Source organism: Staphylococcus pseudoxylosus (assembly GCF_044794325.1).
Taxonomy (GTDB): Bacteria; Bacillota; Bacilli; order Staphylococcales; family Staphylococcaceae; genus Staphylococcus; species Staphylococcus pseudoxylosus.
Genome location: NZ_CP085024.1, coordinates 2,632,974 through 2,658,781 on the forward strand (window position 1 = coordinate 2,632,974; position 25,808 = coordinate 2,658,781).

Consider the following 25,808-nt stretch of genomic DNA (forward strand, 5'->3'; position numbering starts at 1 on the left):
CTTCCTGAGAAAGCGCTTACATTATTTGAGAAAAATTTTATTTATCAAAAGAATTTCCAATAAATTGTTAAAATCTTTATAATTAACAACCAAAAACTTTCAATAAATAATTTAATTAGATTTTACTAAATAAACTATTTTTAGTCAATAACTGATTACAACTAAATAATACGCAATTAAAAAATTCTCGAAGCAACAAGCAACGAGAATTTTCCAGCTATATAAGTTGAACGATGAATATTAATACGATAACTACTGGTAAAACAAATTTAATTAAGTAGTACCATGGCATAAATAGTTTAAACCTGTCTTTTCCAAAATGTGTTTTCAACTCATGTTTATCTAATAATTGACCAACTACAAGCGTCGTTCCTAACGCACCTAATGGCATCAAAATATTTGATACTAAAAAGTCCATATTATCAAATATTGTTCCAGCACCAAATTGGATACCACTTAAACTACTAAACGACAACGTGGCCGGAATACTAATGATAAATACTAAAATGCTTGCACAAATTGCTATAGACTTACGTTTTGAATTATCATTTTTAGTAAAGTTAGATACATTTAACTCAAGTAACGAAATCGATGATGTCAGTGCAGCAAATAAAAATAGAATTAAAAAGATAAAATAAAAACCTTGTCCATAAGCCATTTGATCAAAAACTTGTGGTAATACTTTAAATAATAATCCAGGCCCCTCAGTAGGACTATATCCAAAAGCTGCAATGGCAGGGAATATTGCTAAACCTGCTAAAATAGATACCAAAATATTCATTCCTACAATTGAAACAGCAGATGTCTTAATCGTCATTTCTTTTGAAGCATAGCTTGCATAAGTAATCATTCCCGTCGTACCTAGAGATAATGTGAAAAATGACTGCCCTAGTGCAAATAATACACCTTCCATAGAAATATCTTCTAATCTAGGTTGCAAGATATATTTCAAACCTTCCCACGAGCCTTCTAAAGAAAGTGATTTAATGACGATGACAATTAGAAAAACAAATAATAACGGCATCATAAATTTAGAAGCTTTTTCTAATCCTTTTTCTACTCCCATCATTACAATAACCATTGTTAATAAGATAAAAATACCTTGCCCCACTATCGTTAACCATGGGTTTCCTATAATAGATTCAAACTTTATACTTCCTAATGTACTATCGCTAAAAGTTACTATTTGGAAAGCTACATTCAAGATATAGATAATAATCCAACCACCTATAACACTGTAAAAACCAAATAATATAAATACAGCTAAGTTACCATTCCAGCCAATCATATTGAGCCATTTTTTCCCAGTCAATTTTTCATAAATTTTAGTTGTGTATGTTTTACCCATTTTCCCAACTGTAAATTCCATCATAAGTAATGGTAATCCAACGAAAATGGTAAATACTAAAAACATTAGTAAAAATGCGCCACCGCCGTATATCCCAGCCATATACGGAAACTTCCACATGGCACCTAACCCTATTGCGGAACCAGCACTTGCTAAAATAAATCCTGTTGAGGATTTCCACTGTGATTGTTTATTCATAATTCTACATCCTTTGTATTTTACAAAACTTTATTGCGTTAAAGCGTTTGTGTGACATAGCATCTACTATACCATTTTTCCACCTTTGTCTCAATATGTATTTTCAGCAACTAGAGCTAAAAACTTGTCACTACAGCTATTAATTAACTTAAAATTTTTCGAATATTTCATGACTTTTCCCACATACAATACTTTAAATATTAAAAATTATCTGACATTTTATTGAATATACTGTTTTTTTATGTTAAAGTAGCATGTGTTTTGTGCAAGATAATCTCCTTGAAATTGAGGTATATAAAAATGAATAAACTTATCCTAATTTCTGGTCTAATGTTATTCTCATTTTTCTTTGGCGCCGGAAATTTAATATTTCCACCTATGTTAGGTTACACAGCTCAAGAAAATATGTGGGTTTCTATGACTGGATTTGCTATTACCGGTATATTACTACCTTACTTAACAGTTATTGTAGTTGCCTATATGAACGGTGGCGTAGAAAGCATCGGTAACAAAGTCCATCCGATATTCGGTACGGTCTTTGCAATCTGTATTTACTTATCAATCGGTGCATTATACGGTATTCCTCGTGCTGCTAACGTTGCCTACGAAATTGGAACAAATCATATATTACCCGTACATAATCATTTCACTTTAATTGTATTTTCATTAATATTTTTCTTCGTTGTTTATATTATTGCTTTATACCCAAGCCGTATTATAGATAATTTAGGTAAATATTTAACACCCATTTTAATAATTATTATCGCAATTTTATGTATATTGGTAATTATTAATCCAGAAGGCTCTATTGGACAAGCGAGTGGTGAGTATGCTCAAACACCCTTAGTTTCAGGCATTCTACAAGGGTACTTTACGATGGATTTAGTAGCTGCTTTAGCATTTTCGGTAGTCATCGTCCAAATGTTTAAATTAAATGGTGTTGATAATCAAAAGACACTCGTCAAGCACGTGATTAAAGCAGGTTTAATATCAGCGATTTTACTGCTCGTTATTTATTTTGCACTTGCTTACGTCGGCGCTACAACAAGTCATCCTGGATTCAAAGATGGTACAGGTATTTTAACGTTCAATTCTTTACGTGTATTTGGATCTATAGGTAATTTATTATTTGGTATCATCGTAATTCTAGCATGTTTAACTACATGTATTGGGTTAGTCAATGCCTGTGCCGCATTTGCTATGAAGAAATTACCAAAAGTATCTTATAAAAAGTTCGTATTGGTATTCTCTTTACTTGGTTTTATTGTTTCAACGCTAGGTTTAGAGCTTATTTTACAGATCGCTGTTCCATTGTTAACTTTTATTTATCCAACATCGATTGTATTAGTACTTATTTCTTTAGTTGGCATTTTCATTCCATTTGAAATGAAATTTGCCTTTATCTTACCGACTATCGTTACACTCGTTATCTCAGTGTTACAAATACTAAATGATTTCAACTTGTTTAAATCACTTAATACGTTATATCAAAAATTACCATTAGCTGATATTCAATTAAGTTGGTTGATTCCATTTATCATTTTACTTGTTGTCGGTTTAATTATTGATTTTTTAAAAAGAAATACTGTAAAGCCATCATAATCTTGAAAACTTTTAACTGTTAATATAGGAAACATAAGTAATAGTCTTTTGACTTGTTTTAATACTTGTATTTTAACTTAGCAATTAAAGGGCGTGAAGATATGAAATCATGTTATTGAATTCATATCTTCACGCCCTATTTTTATATGTTATCTGAGGATAATATCTATTGAATTTGTTATGATAGCTAATAAGTAATTAAAGCAATATTCCATATAAATAAAAAGAATGGAGTTTTAATATGAATGAATTCAAAGATTTTTTAGAGTCTATTGATCATGCATCACACAAAGAGAAAATGGAAGCCATTTTCAATTGGATTTCAGAAACATTTCCAAACCTTGAAACTACAGTAAAGTGGAATCAGCCAATGTACACAGATCACGGGACTTTTATCATTGGGTTTAGTAAATCAAAAGCACATTTCTCAGTAGCACCTGAATCAAAGGCGTTAGCTGAGTTCACCAAAAAAATAAAAGCCGCTGGTTACTCACAGACAAATAATTTATTCCGCATAAAATGGGACCAAGATATTGACTATGCCTTATTAAAAGAAATCATACAATACAATATCGATGATAAGGCTGATTGCGCAACATTTTGGCGAACGTAATCCAAACATTTTCAACATAAAAAAAGAGACACTCTAACTTCATAGAGTAGGATCTCTAATTAACCTCAGTACAAAAGTTTTATAACTTTTGCTTACTGAGGTTATTATTTGATTGCAGACTAATATCAAAACAACCAAAAGTTAGTTTAAGGTGTTTCATTTTTTAATCTTTAACATAGTATTCACATTAGTTTGGAATTCATAATCGACTTTTACTTCTTCTATTTTACAACCTAGCTCAGACAAATACTTTATTATATCGTCTAGCTTCTCATAACGTTCACCTTTTAAATTAACTAAATGAATGGTCACACTCAAAAGTATTCGTATTTATCTTATGTCATCACCTATAACGTCCACTTAATTAAGGTAGATGCATATGCTAATCCACCACCAAATCCAACTAGTAATACTAAATCACCTTTTTTAATTTTATTCTCTTTAACCGCTAGATCAATGGCCAACGGAATTGTGGCTGAGGACGTATTGCCATAGTATTCAAGACTTTTTAATGCTTTATCTCTTGCTATACCAGATTTATCACATATAGATTCAATCATTCTAGCGTTCGCACTATGTGGTACAAACCAATCTAAATCTTCTTTCGCGTAATTGGCTTTATTCAAAGTCTGCTCAATAATTCTCGGTACATTGCCTACTGCCCATTTGTACACACCACGGCCATTTTGAACAATAAACCCTGGATTTGCTAACGCTTCGTCAAACATTGCTTCAGATAATTCCGAACAATATAAATGATGACCTTTGTTACCATCTGAGCCAGCATCACTTGCTATAAAACTCGTCTCATCTTCATTGTATTCTACTAAAAATGCACCTGCCCCATCTCCGAATAATATGCATGTGCCACGATCTTTGTAATCTGTAATCTTAGATAATGTTTCTGCTCCTATAACCAAAACTTTCTTATTTTGACCTGAAGTTATGAGACCATTTGCAATATTAAGACCATAAGTAAAACCAGCACAAGCCGCATTAATATCTATTGCACCTGCATTTTCCAACTCTAACTTAGCTTGTACATAAGAAGCGACACTTGGCGTTTTATAATCAGCTGTTAATGTTGCATTCACAATCATATCCACATCACTTAAATCGACTTGATATTTCTCTTGTAAATCCAATACTGCTTTATAACTAATATCGCTTGTATATTCATTTTCTTTTGTAATTCTTCTCTCTACAATTCCAGTTCTTTGTTGTATCCATTCATCTGACGTATCTACTATATTTTCAAAATCATGATTGTCCATTATTTGTTCTGGAACGTAGGAACCCTGTGCAGTAATTTTGGCAAACGAATTCATCTGATCATCCCCTTTAACTATAATAATTATATATTTCCATATTATTCATGCTACTATTTTCACAAATAAATTTAAATGATAATTTTAATTATAAATTTATAGATTTAAATAAAAAAATCATCAAAAAGCTTGCTTGACATTGCGCTCTAAGGTTTATTGTTGAAATATATTCAAAGGAGGTTTTATAATATGGGAAAATTCAATAGTTTAAATGACAAAGTTGTAGTAATTGCAGGCGGTGCAAAAAACCTTGGTGGCTTATTAAGTAAGACTTATGCTGAGCAAGGAGCCAAATTAGTGATTCATCATCACGATGAACAATCTTTGGATGAAGCTCAAGACACTCTTGCACAAGTTGAATCACTAGGTGGTGAAGGTACATTATTTTCTGGTGATTTAACGCAAGTGAGTAATGTTGAATCCTTATTCCAACACGCTCAAAATACTTTTGGAAAAATCGATATTGCTATTAACACAGTAGGAAAAGTGCTGAAAAAACCTATTGCTGATACGAGCGAAGAAGAATTTGATAACATGACAGATATTAATGCGAAATCAGCTTATTTCTTTATAAAATACGCTGAAAAAGCTATGAATGACAACGGTAAAATTATCACGCTAGCAACTGCTTTACTCGCTGCTTATACAGGTTTTTACGCTACTTATGCAGGAGGTAAATCACCCGTAGAACATTACACACGAGCAGCTTCCAAAGAATACATGGATAGAGGTATTTCTGTTAATGCTGTTGCTCCTGGACCAATGGATACACCTTTCTTCTATCCACAAGAAAGTGAAGAAGCTGTTGCTTTTCACAAATCACAAGCGCTTCACAACCAATTGACAAATATTGAAGACATTGCACCCATTATTACTTTCTTAACCACTGATGGTTGGTGGATTAATGGACAGACATTATTCGCAAACGGAGGTTACACTACGCGTTAATGTATATAATAAATTAGGAGGTTATTATACTATGTATTACTTTGTAGCTATATTTAAAGATAATGAAACAGAAATACAAATCGTTTCAGAAGAAAGTATTATCGACGACAAGCGCATTACAATTCCTAATGAAAATTATGTGAATGCTTTGGCCGAAGAAATCATAGAATTATCTCATCAAAACCAGTTGTATCATAACGATATTAAACGCATCGGTTTATGTATCAATGATTATACGTTAGTAGGCTACGACACAATGGACGCATTACAAAAAGATTTAGCATCCACATTTGGTTTTGAAGCTATAATCGACAATAACTATGAACATTTATTAGCAGCACTTATTAAATAGGACAAAGATTAACTTCAATTGAAACATTCTATAAAATAACTACACAATAGAACATTCACAAGTGCTTTAGTATATCTAAATTTACATGTTTTTTGTTTCTCAGATATATCATAGCTCTGTGTTTTAAGAAGGCAGGAATACAAACATAATGTTTAAGTTGTGCGACCTTCCTGCCTTTCTATATTTTAGGAGGAAAATGTATGCAAGTAAAAAAAGCAGCCGAACAATTAGACATGAGTGAACACACGCTTCGCTATTATGATAAGGCCGGACTTTTCCCATTTGTTTCAAGAAATCAAAATGGTTATAGAGATTTTTCAGAAGAAGATTTATATTGGATTGAATTCATAAAATGTATGAGACAGACACATATGCCCGTCTCAAAATTAAAGGAAATTGCTGAATTGTATCATCAAGGAAGCGCTACTAAACAAAAACGTAAGCAAATATTTTTAGACCATCAACAAAATTTAATAGAACAAAAGAAGATTATTGATGAAGGCTTACAAACATTAGCAGAAAAGTTCAAAGTGTTAGAAAGTGAATAAATTCAAGCCTAGAAGGAACTATATATCATAGCGCTAAGCTTCAGCAAAAATTATTAAAATACAACTATCTCATTACGCAAGTTAATGCTGTATTACAGCATTAATAGTCTTCAAAAAACGCAATAATATCTTGTTCAACTTCAAGGTGGCCTTCACCGTAGGTCATCAAATGCTTACACATCTTATAACCATCAACTTCTTTATGTTCATGCTGAATTTGATTATAGATATAGTCGGCGCTCGTTTTATATGAAGCATCATCTTGCTCACCATACTTAATAGCAATCGGAGCCGTGATACGATCTAAATTTGACATGACATTTTCAACTAATAATTGAAATTTTTGGAGTTCTGGACCATAGTTAGGAATTCTTTTTAATTGAGTATCAATTTCTACTTGATCTAGACCTAACAACTGCCCTATACGTTGACCATAATCTTCAAGCCTACCAGAAAGTCCCGCATCACTTTTTCTGTATGGCGTTGACATAATAGCTATAGCATTAATGTCATACTGTTCTGCCAATTTCAATGATAATATCCCCCCTAAGGAGACGCCACAGACATTTATTTTTGAATAACCTTTATCTTGTAAAAATTGATAACCCTCAATCGCATCATTTAACCAGTCATCCACATCATAATCCATCAATGTGTCTAGCATAAGTCCATGACCTTTGTATGGTGGCACATAACATGTAAAGCCAGCTTTGTTTAATTTTGTGGCCAATAACTTTACATCTCGAACCGTGCCTGTAAATGAATGTAGTAATAATATAGCTTTTTCTGCTTCATGCTGTTCCAAAAATATTGGATTTGGTGCCTTTATGTTTATCATCTATTGTCACTCCAAGTTTTAGTTTCCTACTGTATTGTAATTGAAAATTACTTATCCCTCAAAGTAATCCGTTTAAACACCTATATTTCTCACTGAAACATAAACTCCCTTTAATACCACACATCGTCATGTTGCTGTATTAAAGGGAGTTCATATTTAAATATTTACACACTTCTCTTAGTTTAATGTTACTGCGTCATATTAAAAAATTGTAATTCATAGATTGATTTATCATTATACGCATTAAAGCTATCTATTTTACCGTTTAAATATAGCTCTTGTGTTTTTCTACTAACATTATGTTGATATGACAACTTAACGTTTAAGTCAGATTCATAGCCATTGTTTTGGATAGTACTTTCAATTTCAGAAAATACATCTTTATTTATTGGCAATAAATATCCTTCTTTACTAGGTAGAATATTTACATATTTAGTTTGTAACACTTCTTGTTCACCAATATAAATTTCAATTTTTATATTCTTCGCAGCACCACCACCAAGATTATATAGCTTTAAATAATCTTGTTCTGACTGGCTTTCGATACCAACATTTTTCAGTTGCAGTTCATTTTTGTCTCGTGTAAGCAATATTTGATTAAAACCAAGTGCTGGTAAAAAGCTAATCTTCATTTGATAAAGTTGCACACTGACTGACACAAAGTAAAAGAGTGCCATGATAAAAGTACCTAAAGAACCTATAGCCGATATAATGTTTATCATTATTTTAACACCTCCAAATTTTTTATGCGAGGCAGGATAAGCATTGTAACATACATCAATTATAAAAAAAACGAGCTACTTATAAAAGTAGCCCGACAACTAAGAGGAGTCTGCATACATGCCAAAGGACATGTTACAGACCTGCCTCTTAATTAACATGCCCTAAGGCATGAAAATTCATTGTACAACGCTTTTAAATTCTCCGCAACATATCTTTTAAATAAAATTATATAATTTTTTATACTTTAACAAAATTTATGATAATATTATATTTATAAAATATTTTTAATACGTATAGGAGTTTATTATGTACTTTTTAAAAGCAATTGCCTTACCCTATTTTAAATGCATACGGGCTATAGCACTATGCTTGTTTGCAACCATCACTTTTGTCACTATTCTACCTTCTTCTAACGTTTATGCCGCCGATTTATATGGCTCTATGTCAAAACTTATGGACGATACTGAATCTGGTGTAGATTGGCAACTATCGTATCGTAATAATCAAAGTAATACATTAATTGCCGCTATACATGGTGGCAACATTGAAGCGGGTACAACAGAATTATCCACGTTAACTGCAGCTCTAGGTAATTATAATTATTATTCATTTCAAGGTATTCGTACATTAAATAATGCCGAACTGCATGTCACGTCAACAAACTTTGATGAACCTGTCGTCGAAGACATGCAACAAGAAGTTTCAAATTCGGTTATGATACATGGGGCGAGTGGTAGTGAACCGGCGGTTTATATTGGTGGTAGAGATGAGCAACTTAAAACATCTATAGAAAATGCATTACTTGCAAAAGGCTTCAATGTTATAGAATCACCCTCTCACTTAGAAGGAGAATCTAGTCAAAATATAGCTAATAAAAATGCTAAAGGTGCAGGTGTTCAATTAGAATTAACTTATGCACTAAGACAGTCCTTTTTTAATAATCAAAATTTATCTATGAATTCTCGCTCTAATGAAGCAAATTGGAGTATTACAATGTATACATTTGCCGAAGCTATTCATCAAGCACTTGAAGCAAATGGTTAACTTTATCAAATATGGAACATTATTGTAAAATCATTCATAAACACTCAATTTTTGTAATATTCTCACAAATAACAAATTATTTTTCATCATTTTTGACGATTAACTCTGTTATTTATTAGAGTATAGTATATACTGACACAATTTATAGAAAATGAGGTTAATAATATGGATGATTTGAAAATAAACAAAAGATTAATTATGACCCCTGGCCCCGTAAGTGTAGACCCTCGTGTCTCTCAAGCAATGTCTAATTCAATTTTAGGTCAATTTGATTATGAATTTGTAGACATAATGAATAAAACGATGGAACTCATTAGAAAATCCTTTTTAACAGACAATCAATGGTCATTTCCTATCGATGGAACAAGTCGTGCAGGTTTAGAAGCCGTTATCGCTAGTATCGTCAAACCTGGTGATACCGTACTTGTCCCAATCATAGGTAGATTCGGTTACTTGTTTACTGAATTAGTAAAACGTGCAGGTGGTGTCGTACATAATATTCAAAAACCAATGGGTGCCGTTTTTGAACAAGCAGAAATCATTGAAGCTTTAGATACTGTGAAACCCAAAGTACTCGCTATTGTACATGGTGAGACTTCTACTGGTCGCTTGCAACCGATTGATCAACTAGGTCGTGCTTGTAAAGAACGCGGCATTTATTCAGTTGTTGATGCAGTAGCTACATATCAAGGTATGGTTATTCCAGTAGATGAGTGGGAACTAGATGCCGTCATCGGTGGTGCACAAAAATGTTTATCTATACCTTCAGGCATTACACCAATTACATTTAACGACAGATTTAGTGAAGAAATCAATAAACGTAAACGCGTAGAACTTGGTATCCGTTCCAATGAAAGTACAGAACAAGACCACTTTATACGCAGTAATTATCTCGATTTAACACAATTACAAGATTATTGGAGTCCTAAGCGATTAAACCACCACACAGAATCAACGACGTCGATTTACGCGCTATATACTGGTCTGAAAATAGCATTGACTGAAGGCATTGAAGCACGTGCCGAACGTCATGCATATCACCAAGAAGGCCTGAAACAAGCATTGAAAGCTTTAGGTTTAGAAATATTTGGTGATGAAACAAATGAAATGAAAATGGTCATCTGTGTTAACATTCCTGATGGCGCAGACGATAGTAAATTTAGAGAAGGCTTGTTAAAAAATTACAGTATTGAGATTGCAGGATCCTTTGGTGAACTACAAGGTAAAATTTGGAGAATTGGTATCATGGGTTATGCTATTGAAAAGCAAAACATCTTAACATTCTTATCTATATTTTCACTTTACCTAGCACATCAAGGCGTACAAAATTTAAATCCCGAAAAAGCTATCGATACACTATTAGCTTATTACGCATAAAAACCAAAAGGAGAGACCTAGACATTAATCAATGTCTAGGTCTCTCCTTATATATGCAGTAATCACCTAATTACATGAATTAAATTAACTGCAGAAAATAATTTCACATAAATATCATACCAACCATACTTATTAGTGATCTTCTACAACTCTATTTTTAGCAGCTGGATAACCAAAAATAAAGAATAGTGCTGACATCACAATTAAAGCAATAATGCCTGAATCCCAACTTTCCGTAGCATCATGAAGATAACCAATCAAGAATGGCCCAACAGCAGCAATTAAATAACCAACAGATTGACCAAAACCAGATAATGAAATACTACCATCACTTGTACGCGCTCGAATTGAGAAGAAAGTCATACATAAACTGAAACAAGCACCCATCGCTAATCCTGCAATGATAATACCAATAATCAGTAGCACTAATGATTGTGTAAAGAATAAACTAAATCCTACCAAGAATAGCACCGTAATAATCACGACTAATATACGTTGGTCTTTCAATTTAGAAGCGATAATCGGGAAGGTAAAGGTCATTGGTACTTGTGAAAATTGGTTGAGCATTAATAAATATCCTGCCGTAGAAGGATCCAATCCTCTATCTACAAGAATTGATGGTACCCAAGCCACTACGGTATAAAATACCATCGATTGAAATCCCATGGTCAACGCAACCATCCACGCCAGTTTAGATTTCGTTATGGCTACCTTTTTGGGTCTATCTTGTTGATCCGCTATCGCCGTTGCTTTCTCTAATTTTACACCTTTTCGTGCTTTAGGTATCCACAGTATGATTGCAATAACCGCAAAAAGAATCCAAAAAGATAATGACAATCTAAAACCTAATGGCGTTATTTCTGACAGTGGAAAGCTTAAACCACCGCCTAAGCCAGCAGTAAAATTCATTGTTCCACTATAAATACCAGTAGCTAGACCAATTTGCATCGGGAAATACCATTTAACATAACTTGGTAACACCACATTGCCGAATGCAATAGCAATTCCAAGAATGAGTGTGCCAATTAAGAACAAAGTGAAATCTCCTGCAATACGTAAATATAGTGCAACAATGAGTAGCATCGTAGAATACAATATTGTACGAGACATGGTTAATCGAGCAGTTACTTTTGAAACGAATGGCGAAACAATTGCAAAAATAATCAGCGGTATCGTAGTCAAGATGCCTGCAACACTGTTATTAATTTCCATAACTTGTTTAATTTCATCAACTACAGGACCGACCGACGTTAATGGTGCACGTAATGTTGAAGCAATAAAAACAATTGCAAGTATCACGCCCCAATTATTATTAACTTTATTGATGCGGTATGGGTCAGTCATCTTATACCACCTTTCTTAATTCTCTATTTTTATATTTATAATGATGAAGCGGGACAGTAATCTAATATTTCATTTAGATTTCCATTCCCGCTCACAAAACGACTGACTGATTAAAAATTACAATACAAACACAATGAACAATCAGTGTTTTATAATTAATGTTTATGATACATTTCAATCAAAGTAGTATCATTTTGTTCATATTACTTTTTCCAATTAATTTACCGCTTCTGTTGATGGCTCCAATAAAATACGTGTGCCAGCTTTACCTGCTAAAGCATCTATCGCATCATCTAATGAACAAATAATCGCCTCTTTACCCATTTCAGCAAACTGAATTGCCGCTTCTATCTTAGGTAACATACTGCCAGCTGGGAATTGTCCTTCAGCAACATATTGCTTCGCTTGTTCAACAGAAATCGTTTTTAGTTTTTCTTCGTTTGGTTTTCCAAAGTTAACACATACGTTTGAAACGTCAGTTAACATTACAAATGTATCGGCATCAACTTGTTCCGCTAATTTTAAACCTGAGCGGTCTTTATCAATTACCGCTTCGACACCTTGTATATTACCATTGTCGTCTTTATAGACCGGAATACCGCCACCACCTGAAGAAATAACGACTGCTTGGTCAATAAGTGACTTGATTTGATCTACACCATGGATAACTAATGGTTCTGGCGAAGGAACGACACGACGGTATCCTCTACCTGCATCTTCTACCATTACGAAACCATGTGTTTCTTCTAAACGTTGTGCTTCTATTTCATCAAAGAATACACCAATAGGCTTAGTTGGATTATTGAATGCAGGGTCATCTTTATCTACTTCTACCATTGTCAATAACGTTACTACATTACTGTCGATATTTAAAGACTTCAAATGATTTTTTAATGATTCTTCCATCATATATCCTATAAAACCTTGTGATTCCGCATTACAAGCATTAATTGGTAAAGGATCGACAATGTCTTTAGCCGCTTCATTTTGTGCAATTATATTCCCTACTTGAGGCCCGTTACCATGCGTAACCACAATATTGTGTCCTTGCGCTTTTAATTCAGCCATTTTTCGTGTAGCTGAATACACATTATTATATTGATTTTCGTATGACGCTTCTTGCTTTGGTTGAAGAATTGCATTACCACCTAAAGCTAATACTACACGTTTACTCATACGTTCCACTCCTTAAAGTTGTTGCTATAAATATCCCATACAATGTATCTTTTCCAGAAGATGATCCTACTTCTAACAGTTGATTCATGTGATACACCGTTGGTTGATATTGCAACGCTAATATTTTTGAACTAAACAATCCTTTTAATGCACTATCCAAAAAGGCTGTAGCAACTATTGTTGTTAACTGTTCTTGAATAAGTTCCTGTATAATCTCTAAATTCCCATCACATATAAAAGGCTTCATGAAATGCACAAATAGCATACCCGTTAATATATCGTCGCCTGAAGGGGTTAAACCTTGTCCTCTTCCAACCAAATAACGCAATGAAGATTTAACTGCCTTATCATCTTCTTGTTTCAATGTCTCCATGATGGACTGCATTTTTAAATAAGAAAAATCTCCCTTGTTATACTCTGAAAAGTCATATGTCGTGATGTTTTCATGCAACATTGACCATAATAATGGATTTGAATTTAGCTCAACCTTACTCGCATGTACCGCTTGATTACGCCAAACCAATTGACAATTATCGATTATAAACATTGCATTTGCAGTTATTTTTATAGGTTGATTCACAGCAATGTTTTCTAACAGTTGTTTTTTAGTTTGATGATCTACAGTAACACCAAATGGAAACGTACCATTTTCATCACTACCTATAAAAATAAGTTTTTGATCATCATTCACAATGTTGAAGCCTTTTTCAAAAATACTATGCACATAAAACGTTTGTTGCTGTTCGAGTATTTCCTGGGCAATTGCCCCTATTGAACGCACATGAAAAATCACGCTTTGAAGCCTAATTTTTCTGCATATGCCGTAATTGCTTTTTCAAAACATTCGATTGGCGGATGTACTGTTCCAGCACCAATTTGACCGTAACCTGCAATTTTATGTGCAATACCTGTATTAATTACGGGTGTGATTCCTGTCTCTACTACTTTTCGCGCATCTATACCTAAACATGCACCTTTAAAGTTCCATGTAGGGATTGCAAAGTTAGGATTTTCACCGATACAAATTTCAGTCATTTCGTTGCTGATTTCTAAAGCATCATCAAATCCACCTGTACCTACGAATCTTGTTACTGCAGGTGCAGCAATCATTGCCATACCGCCAACACCAATAGTTTCAGTAATAGCAGAGTCACCAATATCCGTATTAGCATCGTCTGCAGAATAGCCTGTGAAATATAAACCTTGAGGTGTATTTACCGGTGCAGTGAACCATTCGTCACCCATTCCAGCGATGCGCACACCAAAGTTTTCACCATTACGACATAATGCAGTCACAACTGTACCATGTTCAATTGTACGTGCAGCATCCATCATAGCTTTACCTGTTGCCATCGCAATATTTAAGAAGAACTGGTCTGTATCAGCTAAAAATTGAAGTACTTCTGTACGTTTATCTTGTTCTACATCATCTAATGCAGCGATAATTGGTGTTACCTCTTTTAGAAATGCTAATGAAGCGGCTATATTACGTTGGTGGAATTCATCTCCCATCGCAATGGCTTTCGCAATCAGTACATTTACGTTCAAACCATCTTTCATTTGTTTTAAAGCTTTACTAAGTACAGGACCTAAAACATCTTTCATCCAGTGTAAGCGGTTTACTACTGTTTCGTTGTAAGCGCCAAAGCGTAGGACTGCACCAATACCTTCATTCATTTGGCAGTAAGCTTCATTACCAGTTTCTCTATTTTCTACAACTAAGACCGGCATATTTGCTGAAGTAATACCACCCATTGGTCCAACAGCTTTAACATGATGGCAAGGAATAAATGTGATTTTATCGTTTTCTAGTAATGAACGTGCATCTTCTTCATTGTTCGCCCATCCTTCAAACAAGATAGCGCCTACACATGATCCTTGCATAGGATCTGTCATATTTTCATATTTAATCGGTGGTCCCGCGTGTAATAGCACGTGCTCTGTTAATTCAGGAATTTTTGATTTCGCTGGCACTACATCTACTAAAAACGGTGCTGCAGCAATCATTTTATCTATAACCGCTTGGTTTGCTTCATCTATTGTTTTGTAACCCATGTTATACCGTCTCTCCTTCGAAATTATTTAAATATTGGAGTACTTTCATTAGTTTTTCGTCTCCGCCAGCAATTGGACGCCAATTAAACTGTACAACTTCTGCGCCACCATCTTGAATCGCTGATGTGAAACTTTGTAGTCCGATATTAATTACGCTAGGTGTCATATTGATTAAATTCATCACTTTCTCATCAACAGTTAAATCTACTTGCTCCACTTCAAAAGATTTTATTTCACGGTTTGGTTGCGTCACATTACTACCAATAATGTTTAACGCTGTACGTACCATTTGATCATTCGTGTCACATACTACAGCTCCAGCTGCTTCTAAAGTATTGATTTGTTCATGATAATCTTGATGATCATGCTCTGTTCCAACTACAGTTGCTAATACTGCTAAAGAGCGTCCCTCTTCTTTTACTTTTTGAAGAATGTTTTTAATTGTTGGTGCTAATTCATTTGCCATATCATCATGACTGCCATAGCCAATGACATTATCTAACATAATGACTGCAGTTGATGGATCAGCTGATGATGTTTCTAACATTTCAATACGTTTTGATGGGTCAATCATTGGATGTGGTCTACCTTGCGTATAGATATCATCACCTAAATCAATAATTTCATGATTTCCACCTTTGTATGAATAACCTTCTGGCGTTGCATCTGTTGAATCATCACCTAATGTATCTTTAACTAACATCGCTGCTTCAGATGCTAAAGTACCTCCAGAGTAATAACCCTTGATACCATTTTGTTTTGCGTTTAAAGTCACCGAGATATTCTCTTTCACATGTGGTTTGAATTGTGGTGTTTCATCATTTGAAAGTTGAACAGATATACGAGCAGCCTCTTCCAATGTATACGCATGATAAATGTTTTCTTCAGTATACGTAGGTTTTGAACCTAAGAATAAAGTAACGACTGGTTTATCAATATTACGTAATAGATTCAGCACTTTTTCTTCTACTTCTTTAGCTGGTGGCTTAGAAATAACAGTAATCACTTTAACTTTTGGATCTGAATTTAAAGCTTTTATGCTATCTAACATTGTGATTGCGCCAACTTCAGTTGATAAATCACGTCCACCTGTACCTAATGCGTTCGTTACACCTTTACCTTCTCTATCGATAATCGTTGTAACTTCTTGAATACCTGTACCTGATGCACCTACGACACCGATATCACCTTGGTTGACTGTGTTAGTAAACGCGAGTGGTAAACCATGAATAATTCCGGTACCACAGTCTGGTCCCATAACTAGTAATCCTTTATCATGGGCAATTTTTTTCAGACGTACTTCATCTTCTTTAGCAACATTGTCACTGAACATAAAGACATTTAAATTGTGGTTTAAAGCATTTTCTGCTTCCATAGCTGCATATTGTCCAGGAATAGAGATTAACGCAAGATTAGGGTTATTAGCTAATTCTAACGCGCGCTTCCAGTTTGAAGCTTCATCTTGTTTTTGTGCTTTATCATCACTTTCATTTTTACCTTTTAATTCTGCTTCTACTTCTTGATCAATTTCTTCAACCTTATCTTTATCATCAGTATCAACAACGATGACAATGTCGTTTGGTTTCGCTTCTTCTAGCTCAGGTGTACCTAAGCCAGATGATTTGAATATATCTTTATTAGCAGGTGTCCCCATCATAATAGATACTTTATTAACACCTTCAATAGCAGATAATTTATTTGATAGTAGCATTAATACAATTGAATCTTGATACGTATTTTCTTTAATTATTGTGTATAACATCTTATGCCTCCATTATTATTCTGCGAATCTATTTTTTCCATGGTAACGATCATAATGTACATCATCCGAAATTAAGTATTCATAGATGTCATCAACAATTTCTATACCATTTTCGTCATATTTTTCACTGCGCATACGACCACGTTCACCAGGATAGAAAATTTCACCATATCCTTCCGCAGCAGGTTGTGCTTTAAGTTCATCTAACATAGTTGAAATGCGTGTCTTAAACTGGTCTAAGTCAGTGAAAAACGCCGGATTTATTACAATATGCAATTGTCCTAAATCTCGTCCCTTAGTTAAATCTTTATACATTGATGATACGTGTACACCATGAGGGACACCTAATAAACTACCGGATAGAATATCGACCATCATCATTAAGCCATAACCTTTAGGTCCAGCTACTGGAACAAGTGCATGTACATCTCTAGCGTCAGTTGTCGGCTCGCCTTGTGCATCAACTGCCCATGTATCTGGGATAGATAAATGTTTCGCTCTTGCATCAAGTACTTTCCCCCACGCTTGCACTGTCGTTGCCATATCAAATGTAATAATACGATCGTCATTTGATGGTGCACTAAATGCAATAGGATTAGTTCCAAAGTAAGGTTCTGTACCACCAAACGGCACTACCATTGGATCTGATTGACACATACTAATACCAACCATGTTCTCTTTTGCAGCCATTTCGACGAAGTAACCCAGTGCCCCACTATGAGAAATGTTCTTCATACCAACAACCGCAACACCGCTTTCTTTAGCCATTGCAATAGCTTTTTCCATTGCTTGTTTCGCAGCTTGGTGACCAGGGCCATTGTCTCCTTCAAAGACTGCAGCTGAAGGACCTGTTTGTTCAAATTGATAGTTTGGATTAGCTGTTATACCACCTTTAGCAATACGTTCTGCATAATACTCAACTCTGACAGCACCATGAGAATGGATACCTCTGTGATCTGCAAATGTCAATACGTCGGCAACATCTTGTGCAGCACTTTCATTTAATCCAGCTTTTACCAATTTATTTTTCATGAGTTCAAGTAATTGTTCTTTCGATACACGCATATGAAAACCTCCTCACTTTATAGTCAATTCCACTAATTTTTATCTACGTTTAGTCTATTTATTGCATTAAAAAGGAAGCTACTTGGGAGAGTAAGCTTGGTCTTTAAATGTACGGCCTCATACATTTCATAACGTTCCCATTTCACTTCCTTTAGTTTTATTTAATACAGTTGCTCTGATACTAAATAGTCATAAATACTTTCAGCGACTGGAATACCACTTTTAGCATAACGATGTTTTACTGTTTCCTGGATTTCTCCAGGATAGTAGACTTGTTCAAATCCTTGTGCTGGTTTGATATCATGTAACTCATCAACCATTTCAGAGACTTTTTCTAAAAATAATGTTTCATCTCCAAAATAAGCTGGATTGATTACAATATGAAACTGCCCTAATCTACGGTACTGGCTTAAGTCCTTATACATTGAAGTGACGTGTTGACCGAATGGCAATCCTAGGAGGCTACCTGCTAAGATATCCACCATCATCATTAGTCCGTATCCCTTAGGTCCTGCAACTGGCAATAATGCCGCCACTTCGAATGGATCGCTTGTCGGTTCGCCTTGGTTATCCACCGCCCATGTATCTGGGATTGATTTATGTTTGGAACGCGCATCCAAGATTTTACCCCATGCTTGCACTGTTGTTGCCATATCGAACAAAATAGGTTCGCCCGATTGTCGCGGTGCAGCAAAGGCAATAGGATTCGTGCCGAAGTATGGCTTCGTACCACCGTATGGGACAACCATTGGATCTGATTGACATACTGTAATGGCTACCATTCCTCGTTTTGCAGCTTGTTCTGCAAAATAACCAATAGCGCCACTATGACCCATTTCTTTAATGCCTACCATACCAATACCGCTATTCTCAGCCATGGTGATAGCTTCTTCCATTGCCTGATACGCAACATAATGCCCTACTGCATTATCTCCAAAATAAGTTCCAGCTGAAGGTCCATTTTGCGTAAATTCAAAACTAGGTTCTAAATTATAACCTTGCTTTGAAATACGTTCTGCATAATATTGCATACGCACGGACCCATGAGAGTGGATGCCACGCTCATCAGCAAATATCATAAGGTCAGCCGTTTTGTCTGCTTGTACTTCAGGAAGACCAGCTTGCGTCAATTTTTTCTTGAACAGTTCACGTAATTTATCTCTTTCAACGTATACTAACGTCTCTTCTTCCATCGTTAACAACCTTCCTTAAATTTCAATATCTCTATTAGCATCTTTTGAATAGATATATGCAAATGGTTCATCTAAACCTACTGCATATGTCGCTTGAGGCGCATAGGCACCCATAAAGATATAATCTCCTTTATCAACTGGCATCCATTCATTATCTAAGTTGTACATGCCACGTCCACTTAAGATATACGCACCGTGTTCTTGTACATGTGTTTCGATATAGCCATGAGACGCACCCGGTTTAAATGATAAAATATGAATATTCATATCATACGCAAGTTCTTTTGGTAAAAGATCTAAAATTTTCACTTCTTCCATACCTTCATATGGTTCTTGCACCATGTCATTAACATTTCCAGTAACTACTTCTGGTGTATATCCTTCTAATGGCTGGTAACGTTTTTTGTATAAAAATACTCTACTATCGTTATTTTGGTTACTGTTTTCAAACGTCATAACTTGATGAGCTGGAACATATAAATAACCGCCTGCGCTTAACTCATACTTTTTATCATCTGCATATGCATTAATGTTACCGTATTCAACATAGATAAATGTTTGTACGCCGTTACCGCCAAAGCCTTGTTTGTTACCGCCTTGATTTTTCAAAGTAACTAAATAATCAACAAAACGAGCGCCTAACCTTGGAGACCCCATGATCGTTACATCACAATCTTCGAAACCTGGCACTACATTATTAACTAAGCCATCTGGCGTAATTACTGCATAATTATCCTTTTTAATTACTGAACGTGTTTCTAATAAGCCTTCTCTATAACCTTGATTGTGGTTTAAATAACCCATAAAAACATTACTCCTTTTCTCTTTTTGGAATTATTATTTTCTCGTTAAAAATTGCTAAACAATCATTGTTTAACTGCTTTAATCCGTAGTCATTTAACGCTTATTCTTTATAAGCAAGTTGATACAATACTTGTTTGAGCACCTCTATACCTTTAACCAAATCTTCAATATTAGTCTCTTCTGTAACATTGTGACTCACACCATTAATAGATGGGACAAACAACATTGCGGTCGGTAGGTATTTAGCAAAGATTTGAGAATCGTGCCCTGCACCTGATGGCATTATTTTACTGTCATTAGAACCAACTACTTGTTCAGCAGCTTGTTCTACTACTTTGACTAAACTTTCATCCATCATGGTCGGCGCTTCGTCCATCCATAAGTTAATGTCGTATTCGACACCTTCTTGTTCTGATACCGTTTTGATGCAATCATCAATCGTTTGCGCAAAATCATTCAACGCTGCTTGATCGATGTGTCTACAATCAATTGAAAAAGTAACCTCACCTGGCACTACGTTCACTGTGTTTGGCACTGGGTCAACACGGCCAAAAGTAATAACTAGTGGGTCTCCAATCGCTCTTGCTTTATCAGTTAGCTCTGTTGCGATTTTACTGAAAGCAACTACTGCATCTCTTCTTAATCCCATCGGTGTTGTTCCCGCATGGTTTGCTTCACCTTTCAAATTAATCGTGTAACGCTTTTGTCCAACAATGCCATTGACGACGCCGATTGCTTTCTTCTCAGTTTCCAATACTTTTCCTTGTTCAATATGTACTTCAATAAATGACTTAATATAGCTATAATCATTATCTTCACTGCGATAATCAAAACCAGCGTTATTCATCGCTGCTTTAAAATTAATACCTTCACCATCAGCAATGTCATTCACGTCTTCACGATTCGCTAAGTTAAAGAAATTTTTGCTTCCCCAAAACGCATACGGGAAACGGCTACCTTCTTCTTCAGCTAACGCCAAGACTTCAAGTGAACGTAGTGGTTGACCATGCTCAGCTTTCAATGATTGCATTGCAACTAACGCTGCTAATACACCAAACTGACCATCTAAATGACCACCTTCAACAACAGTATCAATATGTGACCCAGACATAATTGTCTCTTCTGGATATTTGCTACCTTCAATACGTCCTTTTAAATTACCGATACTATCAAAACTAGCTTCAAATCCTTCTTTTTCTAATGTACGTTTTAATTCATGTACAGCATTTGACCACTCATCTGAATATAGTAAGCGTGTAATACCGCCACCGTTTAATCCACCAAAACCGGTGAATTTTTTATCTAAAGATTCAAAAGAAGATCGTATGTCCATTAAATTCAACTCCTTTTTCATTTCACAACCAATTATAAGCGTTTACATTTTAGTTATCATTCACATTTCTAACAATAATGGTTAAGACTTTTATTCGATTTATACAAATACTTCTAAACATTTCTTTGAGATACTATAGTTAGCAAATTTTATATATAGGAGGGTGATAGGTTTGTCTCAATATCATTCTGAAATGATGACTGAGGATGGATTCACCTTACCTTTCACAGTTATTGAAGCAAAAAGCAAACATGCAAAAGGCGTTATAATGTACTTTCATGGTGGCGGATTAATCTTTGGGAGCCCTGACGATCTTCCGCAGAATTACATAGACTTATTAACACAAGACTTTCACCTCGTTCTTGCTTCTTACCGTCTCGCACCTGAAAGTAATATAAATACAATTATTGGTGATGCTTTACTGCAATATGATGCGACTAAACAACGCTATCCATCATTACCTTTATTTACATTCGGTCGTTCAGCAGGTGCTTTTTTAGCAATGATTGTCGCAACACATCGTCAGGTTGATGGCATTGTTGATTTTTATGGTTATTGCCGTGTACATGTACCATCATTTTTAAGACCAAATTCACGGTATCAAGCACTATCATCTAAAATCACCCCTGAGATACTTAACCAATTGATTCAACAGCAACCGTTAACCTCTGGACCTATGCAAGCCAGATACCCTATTTATATACATGCACGTGGAGAAGCTAAATGGTTAGATTATTTAGGCATTCAGACCTCAACGCAAAGTGATTATAATATTTCACCTCAGCAACTCAATCAATTTTCACCAACGTTCATTGTCCATTGTATCAATGATCCAGATGTGCCATATAGCGAAAGTGAATATATCTATCAAAACGTGAAAAATTGTCATATGGAAACTTTAGAAGATAACCAACATGACTTTGATAGAACAGTAAATGAAACTAGCATTAATTTATATAAGAAGGTCGTACATTTTTTAAACCAACTCATTTAATTGAAGGAGACTGTTTATAGTGAATTTACAAAATGTCTTAGATAATTTTCAAACGTTTAATAACTTTGCTCGAAACGAACGAAATGGTGGTATTAATCGTATCGCATTTACACACCCAGAGAGGTTAGCTGCATTAAAGTTTTCTATGTTATGCCAAAAAGCTGGATTAGACGTATATTTTGATTTCTTCGGAAATGTCATTGCACGCAGAGAAGGTAAAGACCCATCTTTGAAACCTGTAGTTTTAGGTTCTCACATCGATACTGTGAAAGATGGTGGCCAATATGACGGGTTACTTGGTGTACTAGGTGCTTTAGAGGTGATTGAACATTTAAATACACATAAAATAGAAACTGATCACCCTATCATCGTCATTGCTTTTGCCTGTGAGGAGTCAACAAGATTTAACGAGGCTACATTAGGAAGTAAATACTTAACAGGTAAGATGACTAAATCGGATATGAAATATATTAAAGACAATGAAGGCAATATACTTTATGATGTCGTCGAACCCTTATCACAAGATATGCACGGCAAGGCTGCATTATTTGAACGTAACCAAATTAAAGCTTTTTTAGAGCTGCACATTGAACAAGGCCCAATCCTTGAAAAGAACAACAAAGATATTGGTATTGTCACAGATATTGCTGCCCCTCACCGTTTTAAGTTGAATATCCAAGGTGTCACGAGTCATTCTGGTTCTACTCCTATGCCTATGAGAATCGATGCACTGACTACTTCGTCAGAAATTATTTTAAGTATTGAATCTATAGGGCAAGCTTATCATGACCAAGGCATTGTTACGACAGTTGGTTACGCTAATGTATATCCAAATACGATGAATGCAATTCCAGGAGAAGTCACTTTGCTTATTGATATTCGTGGAAAAGACCTAGCAGTACGTGAACAAGTTGTTACAGAAATCCAACAACAAATTCAAGCTATTACTCAAAAACGTAAAACAGTATACCATTTAGAAGATTTAGGTCAAGACGACCCACGAAGTTTCAATCATAAAATGGCTCAAATTACTGAACTGAGTTGTCTTCAGTCCGACTATAGTTTCCGTTATATGTATAGTGGTGCAGGCCATGACGCGATGAATTTCGCACCTATTTGTCCCACGAGTATGATTTTTATTCCTTGTAAAAAGGGCATTAGTCACTCACCAGAAGAATCTGTCACTGAGCAACAGATAGCCAAAGGTATTCAAGTTTATATAGATACAACGATTGAGTTAGCCAAACTAGAAACAATACTAGAAGATTAATACATCTATTGTAAATGTTGCTTTCGTTGATTTTCTCCAAAATAATAATATAATTAACAACTAAAGTGAGTATCCTATTACACAAATAGGTTTCTCACTTTTTTACGCACAATATTTTATGAAAAACTTTACATGTTAAAATTAAATTTTTAACTTCAAAATACTTTTAAAGACTATACAATGACAGAGGTTGATTATAATGACGAAGATATGTTTTATCAGACATGGAGAAACTGATTGGAATACTGCTGGGCGATTACAAGGACTTACAAATACCCCTTTAAATGAGAAAGGTATAGAACAAGCCAAAGCATGCGGCCAGTATTTAAAAGAATCACATTGGGATGTAATACTTACAAGCCCATTATCAAGAGCTAAAACAACTGCACAATGGATTCAACATTACTTAAATATTCCATTGATAGAAAACGACGCTTTTATCGAAGTTTCTTTTGGAGATGCTGAAGGGTTAACTCCAGAAGAACGCAGTGCAAAATTCCCTTCACTCATTTATCCAAATAAAGAAAAAGAAGCGGTAATCAAAGACCGCTTCTTAAAAGGTATAGATTTAGTTAGAAGTAATTACAAAGATAAAAATATTTTAATCGTTTCTCACGGGGCCTTTATAAACGCCATATTTCATCATTACTCAAATGGCAATATTGGAACCGGCATCACAAAACTTACAAATGGCAGTATGAGCACACTAAAAATTACTGATGGTCATTATACTATTATCAATTATGACCAAACTTCACATTTGCCGATGCAAAGCTCAGGCATCTAAAAACATTAAACGCACGAAACAGAAATCTAATATAATTAAAAAGTTTCGTTTTCCTGCGATATAGCTAGATTTGAAAGGGTTAAATGATTACCTGAGCCTTCACTCATGCATAAGTCCCACTAACTCTTAAAATCGAAACACCTGAATTAGTACTCACGTATAAGAGATACTAATTTTTAAAAGTAGAACACCTGAATAAAACTCAGGTGTAAGAAACGCTAACTTAATAAATTAATAAGTGCTGCTTTAAAAAAAGTAGCTCTTTAAAGCATTGGGTTTAACAGTTAGTATTCACTTCTCAAAATAGCGTAGTTTAATGTATCACTATATTCTCCGTCTACTAGTCTATTTTCTCTAAATAAGCCTTCTAGCTTCATTTCTAAATTTTGTAAGACCATTCTTGCCGCTATATTATTTGAATCAATAGATGCCCATATTCTGTTTAGTTTCAGCACTTTGAAAGCATATTTTATAATGGTTTTAGCTATATTTGTCGCAATACCATTGTTCCAATAATTCGGATGAATAATAAATTCAATTTCGGCGCTTTTATTCCTTTCATCTATAGCTAATTGTATCGTCCCAATAACTTTATCAGTATCAGGATTAACTAAAACATTATAAACAAAATTCGAATCTTTATTTATAACTTCGTCAATAAATTGCTTTGTCTCCTCATTACTTTGAGTACTCCAAGTTTGGTACTTAGTTACTTCTGTTAAATTATGTAATTCATTTATGTCATCTATATCTGTATCTATTAAATCTCTAGAATAGAAATCCATATTTACCCTCCTAAGATTTTAGAAATCAACTATTATTACTACCTTATTCATATCATTTTTGCAGCTTGAATCATTTATAAATTAGGTTTATATATTAAATTGAATCAAGTATTTTATCAGCCACTGGTACATTAAATCTTATCAATATAGAATTTATTTAACTTAAATATTCAATACTGTCACTTTAATTTATCATAGGTTAAATAGTACTAAAAATGAAAACATTCATGTTAGTGATTGTATGCACTAAACACGGTGGCCCTCAATTTAAACCTTATTGATGGACAACTTTAAAAACACCAACAAACTAATAATTTGTAA

24 protein-coding genes are annotated in these 25,808 nt (G+C 34.6%); 10 read left to right on the forward strand and 14 right to left on the reverse strand.

The window, feature by feature from the left end; all coding sequences use genetic code 11:
- Window positions 1-217: 217 nt before the first annotated feature.
- Entirely contained in the window at window positions 218-1,549 is a 1,332-nt protein-coding gene (locus LG295_RS12645) for a sodium-dependent transporter (RefSeq protein ID WP_199186495.1), read from the reverse strand.
- 297 nt (window positions 1,550-1,846) lie between these two features.
- Here LG295_RS12645 and brnQ point away from each other — a divergent pair, with 297 nt between their 5' ends.
- Entirely contained in the window at window positions 1,847-3,148 is a 1,302-nt protein-coding gene (brnQ, locus tag LG295_RS12650) for a branched-chain amino acid transport system II carrier protein (protein WP_107531253.1), read from the forward strand.
- 241 nt (window positions 3,149-3,389) lie between these two features.
- Window positions 3,390-3,761 (forward strand): DUF1801 domain-containing protein, encoded by a 372-nt coding sequence (locus tag LG295_RS12655; RefSeq protein WP_326020496.1) that lies wholly within the window; start codon window positions 3,390-3,392, stop codon window positions 3,759-3,761.
- A gap of 347 nt (window positions 3,762-4,108) precedes the next feature.
- Here the strand turns inward: LG295_RS12655 and LG295_RS12660 are convergent, their stop codons facing one another.
- Complete coding sequence (locus LG295_RS12660) at window positions 4,109-5,089, reverse strand: ketoacyl-ACP synthase III (RefSeq protein ID WP_326020498.1); 981 nt, start codon at window positions 5,087-5,089, stop codon at window positions 4,109-4,111.
- Between the two features lie 189 nt (window positions 5,090-5,278).
- On the opposite strand from LG295_RS12660, the gene LG295_RS12665 reads away from it, so the two are divergent.
- The 3 genes from LG295_RS12665 (at window position 5,279) to LG295_RS12675 (ending at window position 6,937) form a co-directional block, all read left to right on the forward strand.
- Window positions 5,279-6,037 (forward strand): SDR family oxidoreductase, encoded by a 759-nt coding sequence (locus LG295_RS12665; RefSeq protein WP_326020500.1) that lies wholly within the window; start codon window positions 5,279-5,281, stop codon window positions 6,035-6,037.
- Between the two features lie 31 nt (window positions 6,038-6,068).
- Window positions 6,069-6,389, forward strand: a complete 321-nt coding sequence (locus LG295_RS12670) for a hypothetical protein (protein ID WP_107531249.1) — start codon at window positions 6,069-6,071, stop codon at window positions 6,387-6,389.
- A 200-nt stretch (window positions 6,390-6,589) separates the two neighbouring features.
- Window positions 6,590-6,937, forward strand: coding sequence for a MerR family transcriptional regulator (locus tag LG295_RS12675; RefSeq protein ID WP_107531248.1), 348 nt, complete (start codon window positions 6,590-6,592; stop codon window positions 6,935-6,937).
- Between the two features lie 100 nt (window positions 6,938-7,037).
- Here the strand turns inward: LG295_RS12675 and LG295_RS12680 are convergent, their stop codons facing one another.
- Both LG295_RS12680 and LG295_RS12685 read right to left on the reverse strand, forming a co-directional pair.
- On the reverse strand, window positions 7,038-7,775 hold the full coding sequence (locus LG295_RS12680) for a carboxylesterase (RefSeq protein ID WP_107531247.1): 738 nt from the start codon (window positions 7,773-7,775) through the stop codon (window positions 7,038-7,040).
- 188 nt (window positions 7,776-7,963) lie between these two features.
- Window positions 7,964-8,497: a hypothetical protein gene (locus tag LG295_RS12685; RefSeq protein ID WP_107531246.1), complete on the reverse strand. Its 534-nt coding sequence runs from the start codon at window positions 8,495-8,497 to the stop codon at window positions 7,964-7,966.
- A 307-nt stretch (window positions 8,498-8,804) separates the two neighbouring features.
- Here LG295_RS12685 and LG295_RS12690 point away from each other — a divergent pair, with 307 nt between their 5' ends.
- Together LG295_RS12690 and LG295_RS12695 are read left to right on the forward strand one after the other, a co-directional pair.
- The gene (locus LG295_RS12690; protein WP_318832417.1) at window positions 8,805-9,542 is read left to right on the forward strand and encodes a poly-gamma-glutamate hydrolase family protein; all 738 of its coding nucleotides are present in this window, start codon (window positions 8,805-8,807) and stop codon (window positions 9,540-9,542) included.
- Between the two features lie 165 nt (window positions 9,543-9,707).
- On the forward strand, window positions 9,708-10,919 hold the full coding sequence (locus LG295_RS12695) for an alanine--glyoxylate aminotransferase family protein (protein WP_325999183.1): 1,212 nt from the start codon (window positions 9,708-9,710) through the stop codon (window positions 10,917-10,919).
- Window positions 10,920-11,051: 132 nt separating this feature from the next.
- Here LG295_RS12695 and LG295_RS12700 read toward each other — a convergent pair whose 3' ends face one another.
- From LG295_RS12700 to allC, 9 genes are all read right to left on the reverse strand, one after another.
- Complete coding sequence (locus LG295_RS12700) at window positions 11,052-12,263, reverse strand: MFS transporter (protein ID WP_107531243.1); 1,212 nt, start codon at window positions 12,261-12,263, stop codon at window positions 11,052-11,054.
- Between the two features lie 216 nt (window positions 12,264-12,479).
- Window positions 12,480-13,439, reverse strand: coding sequence for a carbamate kinase (arcC, locus tag LG295_RS12705; RefSeq protein WP_107531242.1), 960 nt, complete (start codon window positions 13,437-13,439; stop codon window positions 12,480-12,482).
- A complete protein-coding gene (locus LG295_RS12710; protein WP_241961573.1) occupies window positions 13,432-14,220 on the reverse strand; it encodes a DUF2877 domain-containing protein in 789 nt (262 codons plus the stop codon). The genes arcC and LG295_RS12710 overlap by 8 nt, the downstream gene beginning before the upstream one ends.
- Before the next feature lie 8 nt (window positions 14,221-14,228).
- Window positions 14,229-15,494 (reverse strand): DUF1116 domain-containing protein, encoded by a 1,266-nt coding sequence (locus LG295_RS12715; RefSeq protein WP_107531240.1) that lies wholly within the window; start codon window positions 15,492-15,494, stop codon window positions 14,229-14,231.
- A gap of 1 nt (window position 15,495) precedes the next feature.
- On the reverse strand, window positions 15,496-17,256 hold the full coding sequence (locus LG295_RS12720; protein WP_318832419.1) for an acyl-CoA synthetase FdrA: 1,761 nt from the start codon (window positions 17,254-17,256) through the stop codon (window positions 15,496-15,498).
- 15 nt (window positions 17,257-17,271) lie between these two features.
- The gene (allD, locus tag LG295_RS12725) at window positions 17,272-18,321 is read right to left on the reverse strand and encodes an ureidoglycolate dehydrogenase (RefSeq protein WP_107557971.1); all 1,050 of its coding nucleotides are present in this window, start codon (window positions 18,319-18,321) and stop codon (window positions 17,272-17,274) included.
- 161 nt (window positions 18,322-18,482) lie between these two features.
- The gene (gene allD, locus LG295_RS12730; protein ID WP_404476009.1) at window positions 18,483-19,514 is read right to left on the reverse strand and encodes an ureidoglycolate dehydrogenase; all 1,032 of its coding nucleotides are present in this window, start codon (window positions 19,512-19,514) and stop codon (window positions 18,483-18,485) included.
- Between the two features lie 15 nt (window positions 19,515-19,529).
- Window positions 19,530-20,318: a (S)-ureidoglycine aminohydrolase gene (allE, locus tag LG295_RS12735; RefSeq protein ID WP_039068471.1), complete on the reverse strand. Its 789-nt coding sequence runs from the start codon at window positions 20,316-20,318 to the stop codon at window positions 19,530-19,532.
- Between the two features lie 100 nt (window positions 20,319-20,418).
- Complete coding sequence (gene allC, locus LG295_RS12740; RefSeq protein ID WP_107531236.1) at window positions 20,419-21,651, reverse strand: allantoate deiminase; 1,233 nt, start codon at window positions 21,649-21,651, stop codon at window positions 20,419-20,421.
- 163 nt (window positions 21,652-21,814) lie between these two features.
- Here allC and LG295_RS12745 point away from each other — a divergent pair, with 163 nt between their 5' ends.
- From LG295_RS12745 to LG295_RS12755, 3 genes are all read left to right on the forward strand, one after another.
- The gene (locus LG295_RS12745; protein WP_325999187.1) at window positions 21,815-22,645 is read left to right on the forward strand and encodes an alpha/beta hydrolase; all 831 of its coding nucleotides are present in this window, start codon (window positions 21,815-21,817) and stop codon (window positions 22,643-22,645) included.
- A 19-nt stretch (window positions 22,646-22,664) separates the two neighbouring features.
- Window positions 22,665-23,915: a M20 family metallo-hydrolase gene (locus LG295_RS12750; protein ID WP_107557968.1), complete on the forward strand. Its 1,251-nt coding sequence runs from the start codon at window positions 22,665-22,667 to the stop codon at window positions 23,913-23,915.
- A gap of 199 nt (window positions 23,916-24,114) precedes the next feature.
- Window positions 24,115-24,702, forward strand: a complete 588-nt coding sequence (locus LG295_RS12755) for a histidine phosphatase family protein (RefSeq protein WP_107557967.1) — start codon at window positions 24,115-24,117, stop codon at window positions 24,700-24,702.
- Window positions 24,703-24,986: 284 nt separating this feature from the next.
- Here the strand turns inward: LG295_RS12755 and LG295_RS12760 are convergent, their stop codons facing one another.
- Entirely contained in the window at window positions 24,987-25,487 is a 501-nt protein-coding gene (locus LG295_RS12760) for a GNAT family N-acetyltransferase (protein ID WP_107531232.1), read from the reverse strand.
- Window positions 25,488-25,808: the final 321 nt, after the last annotated feature.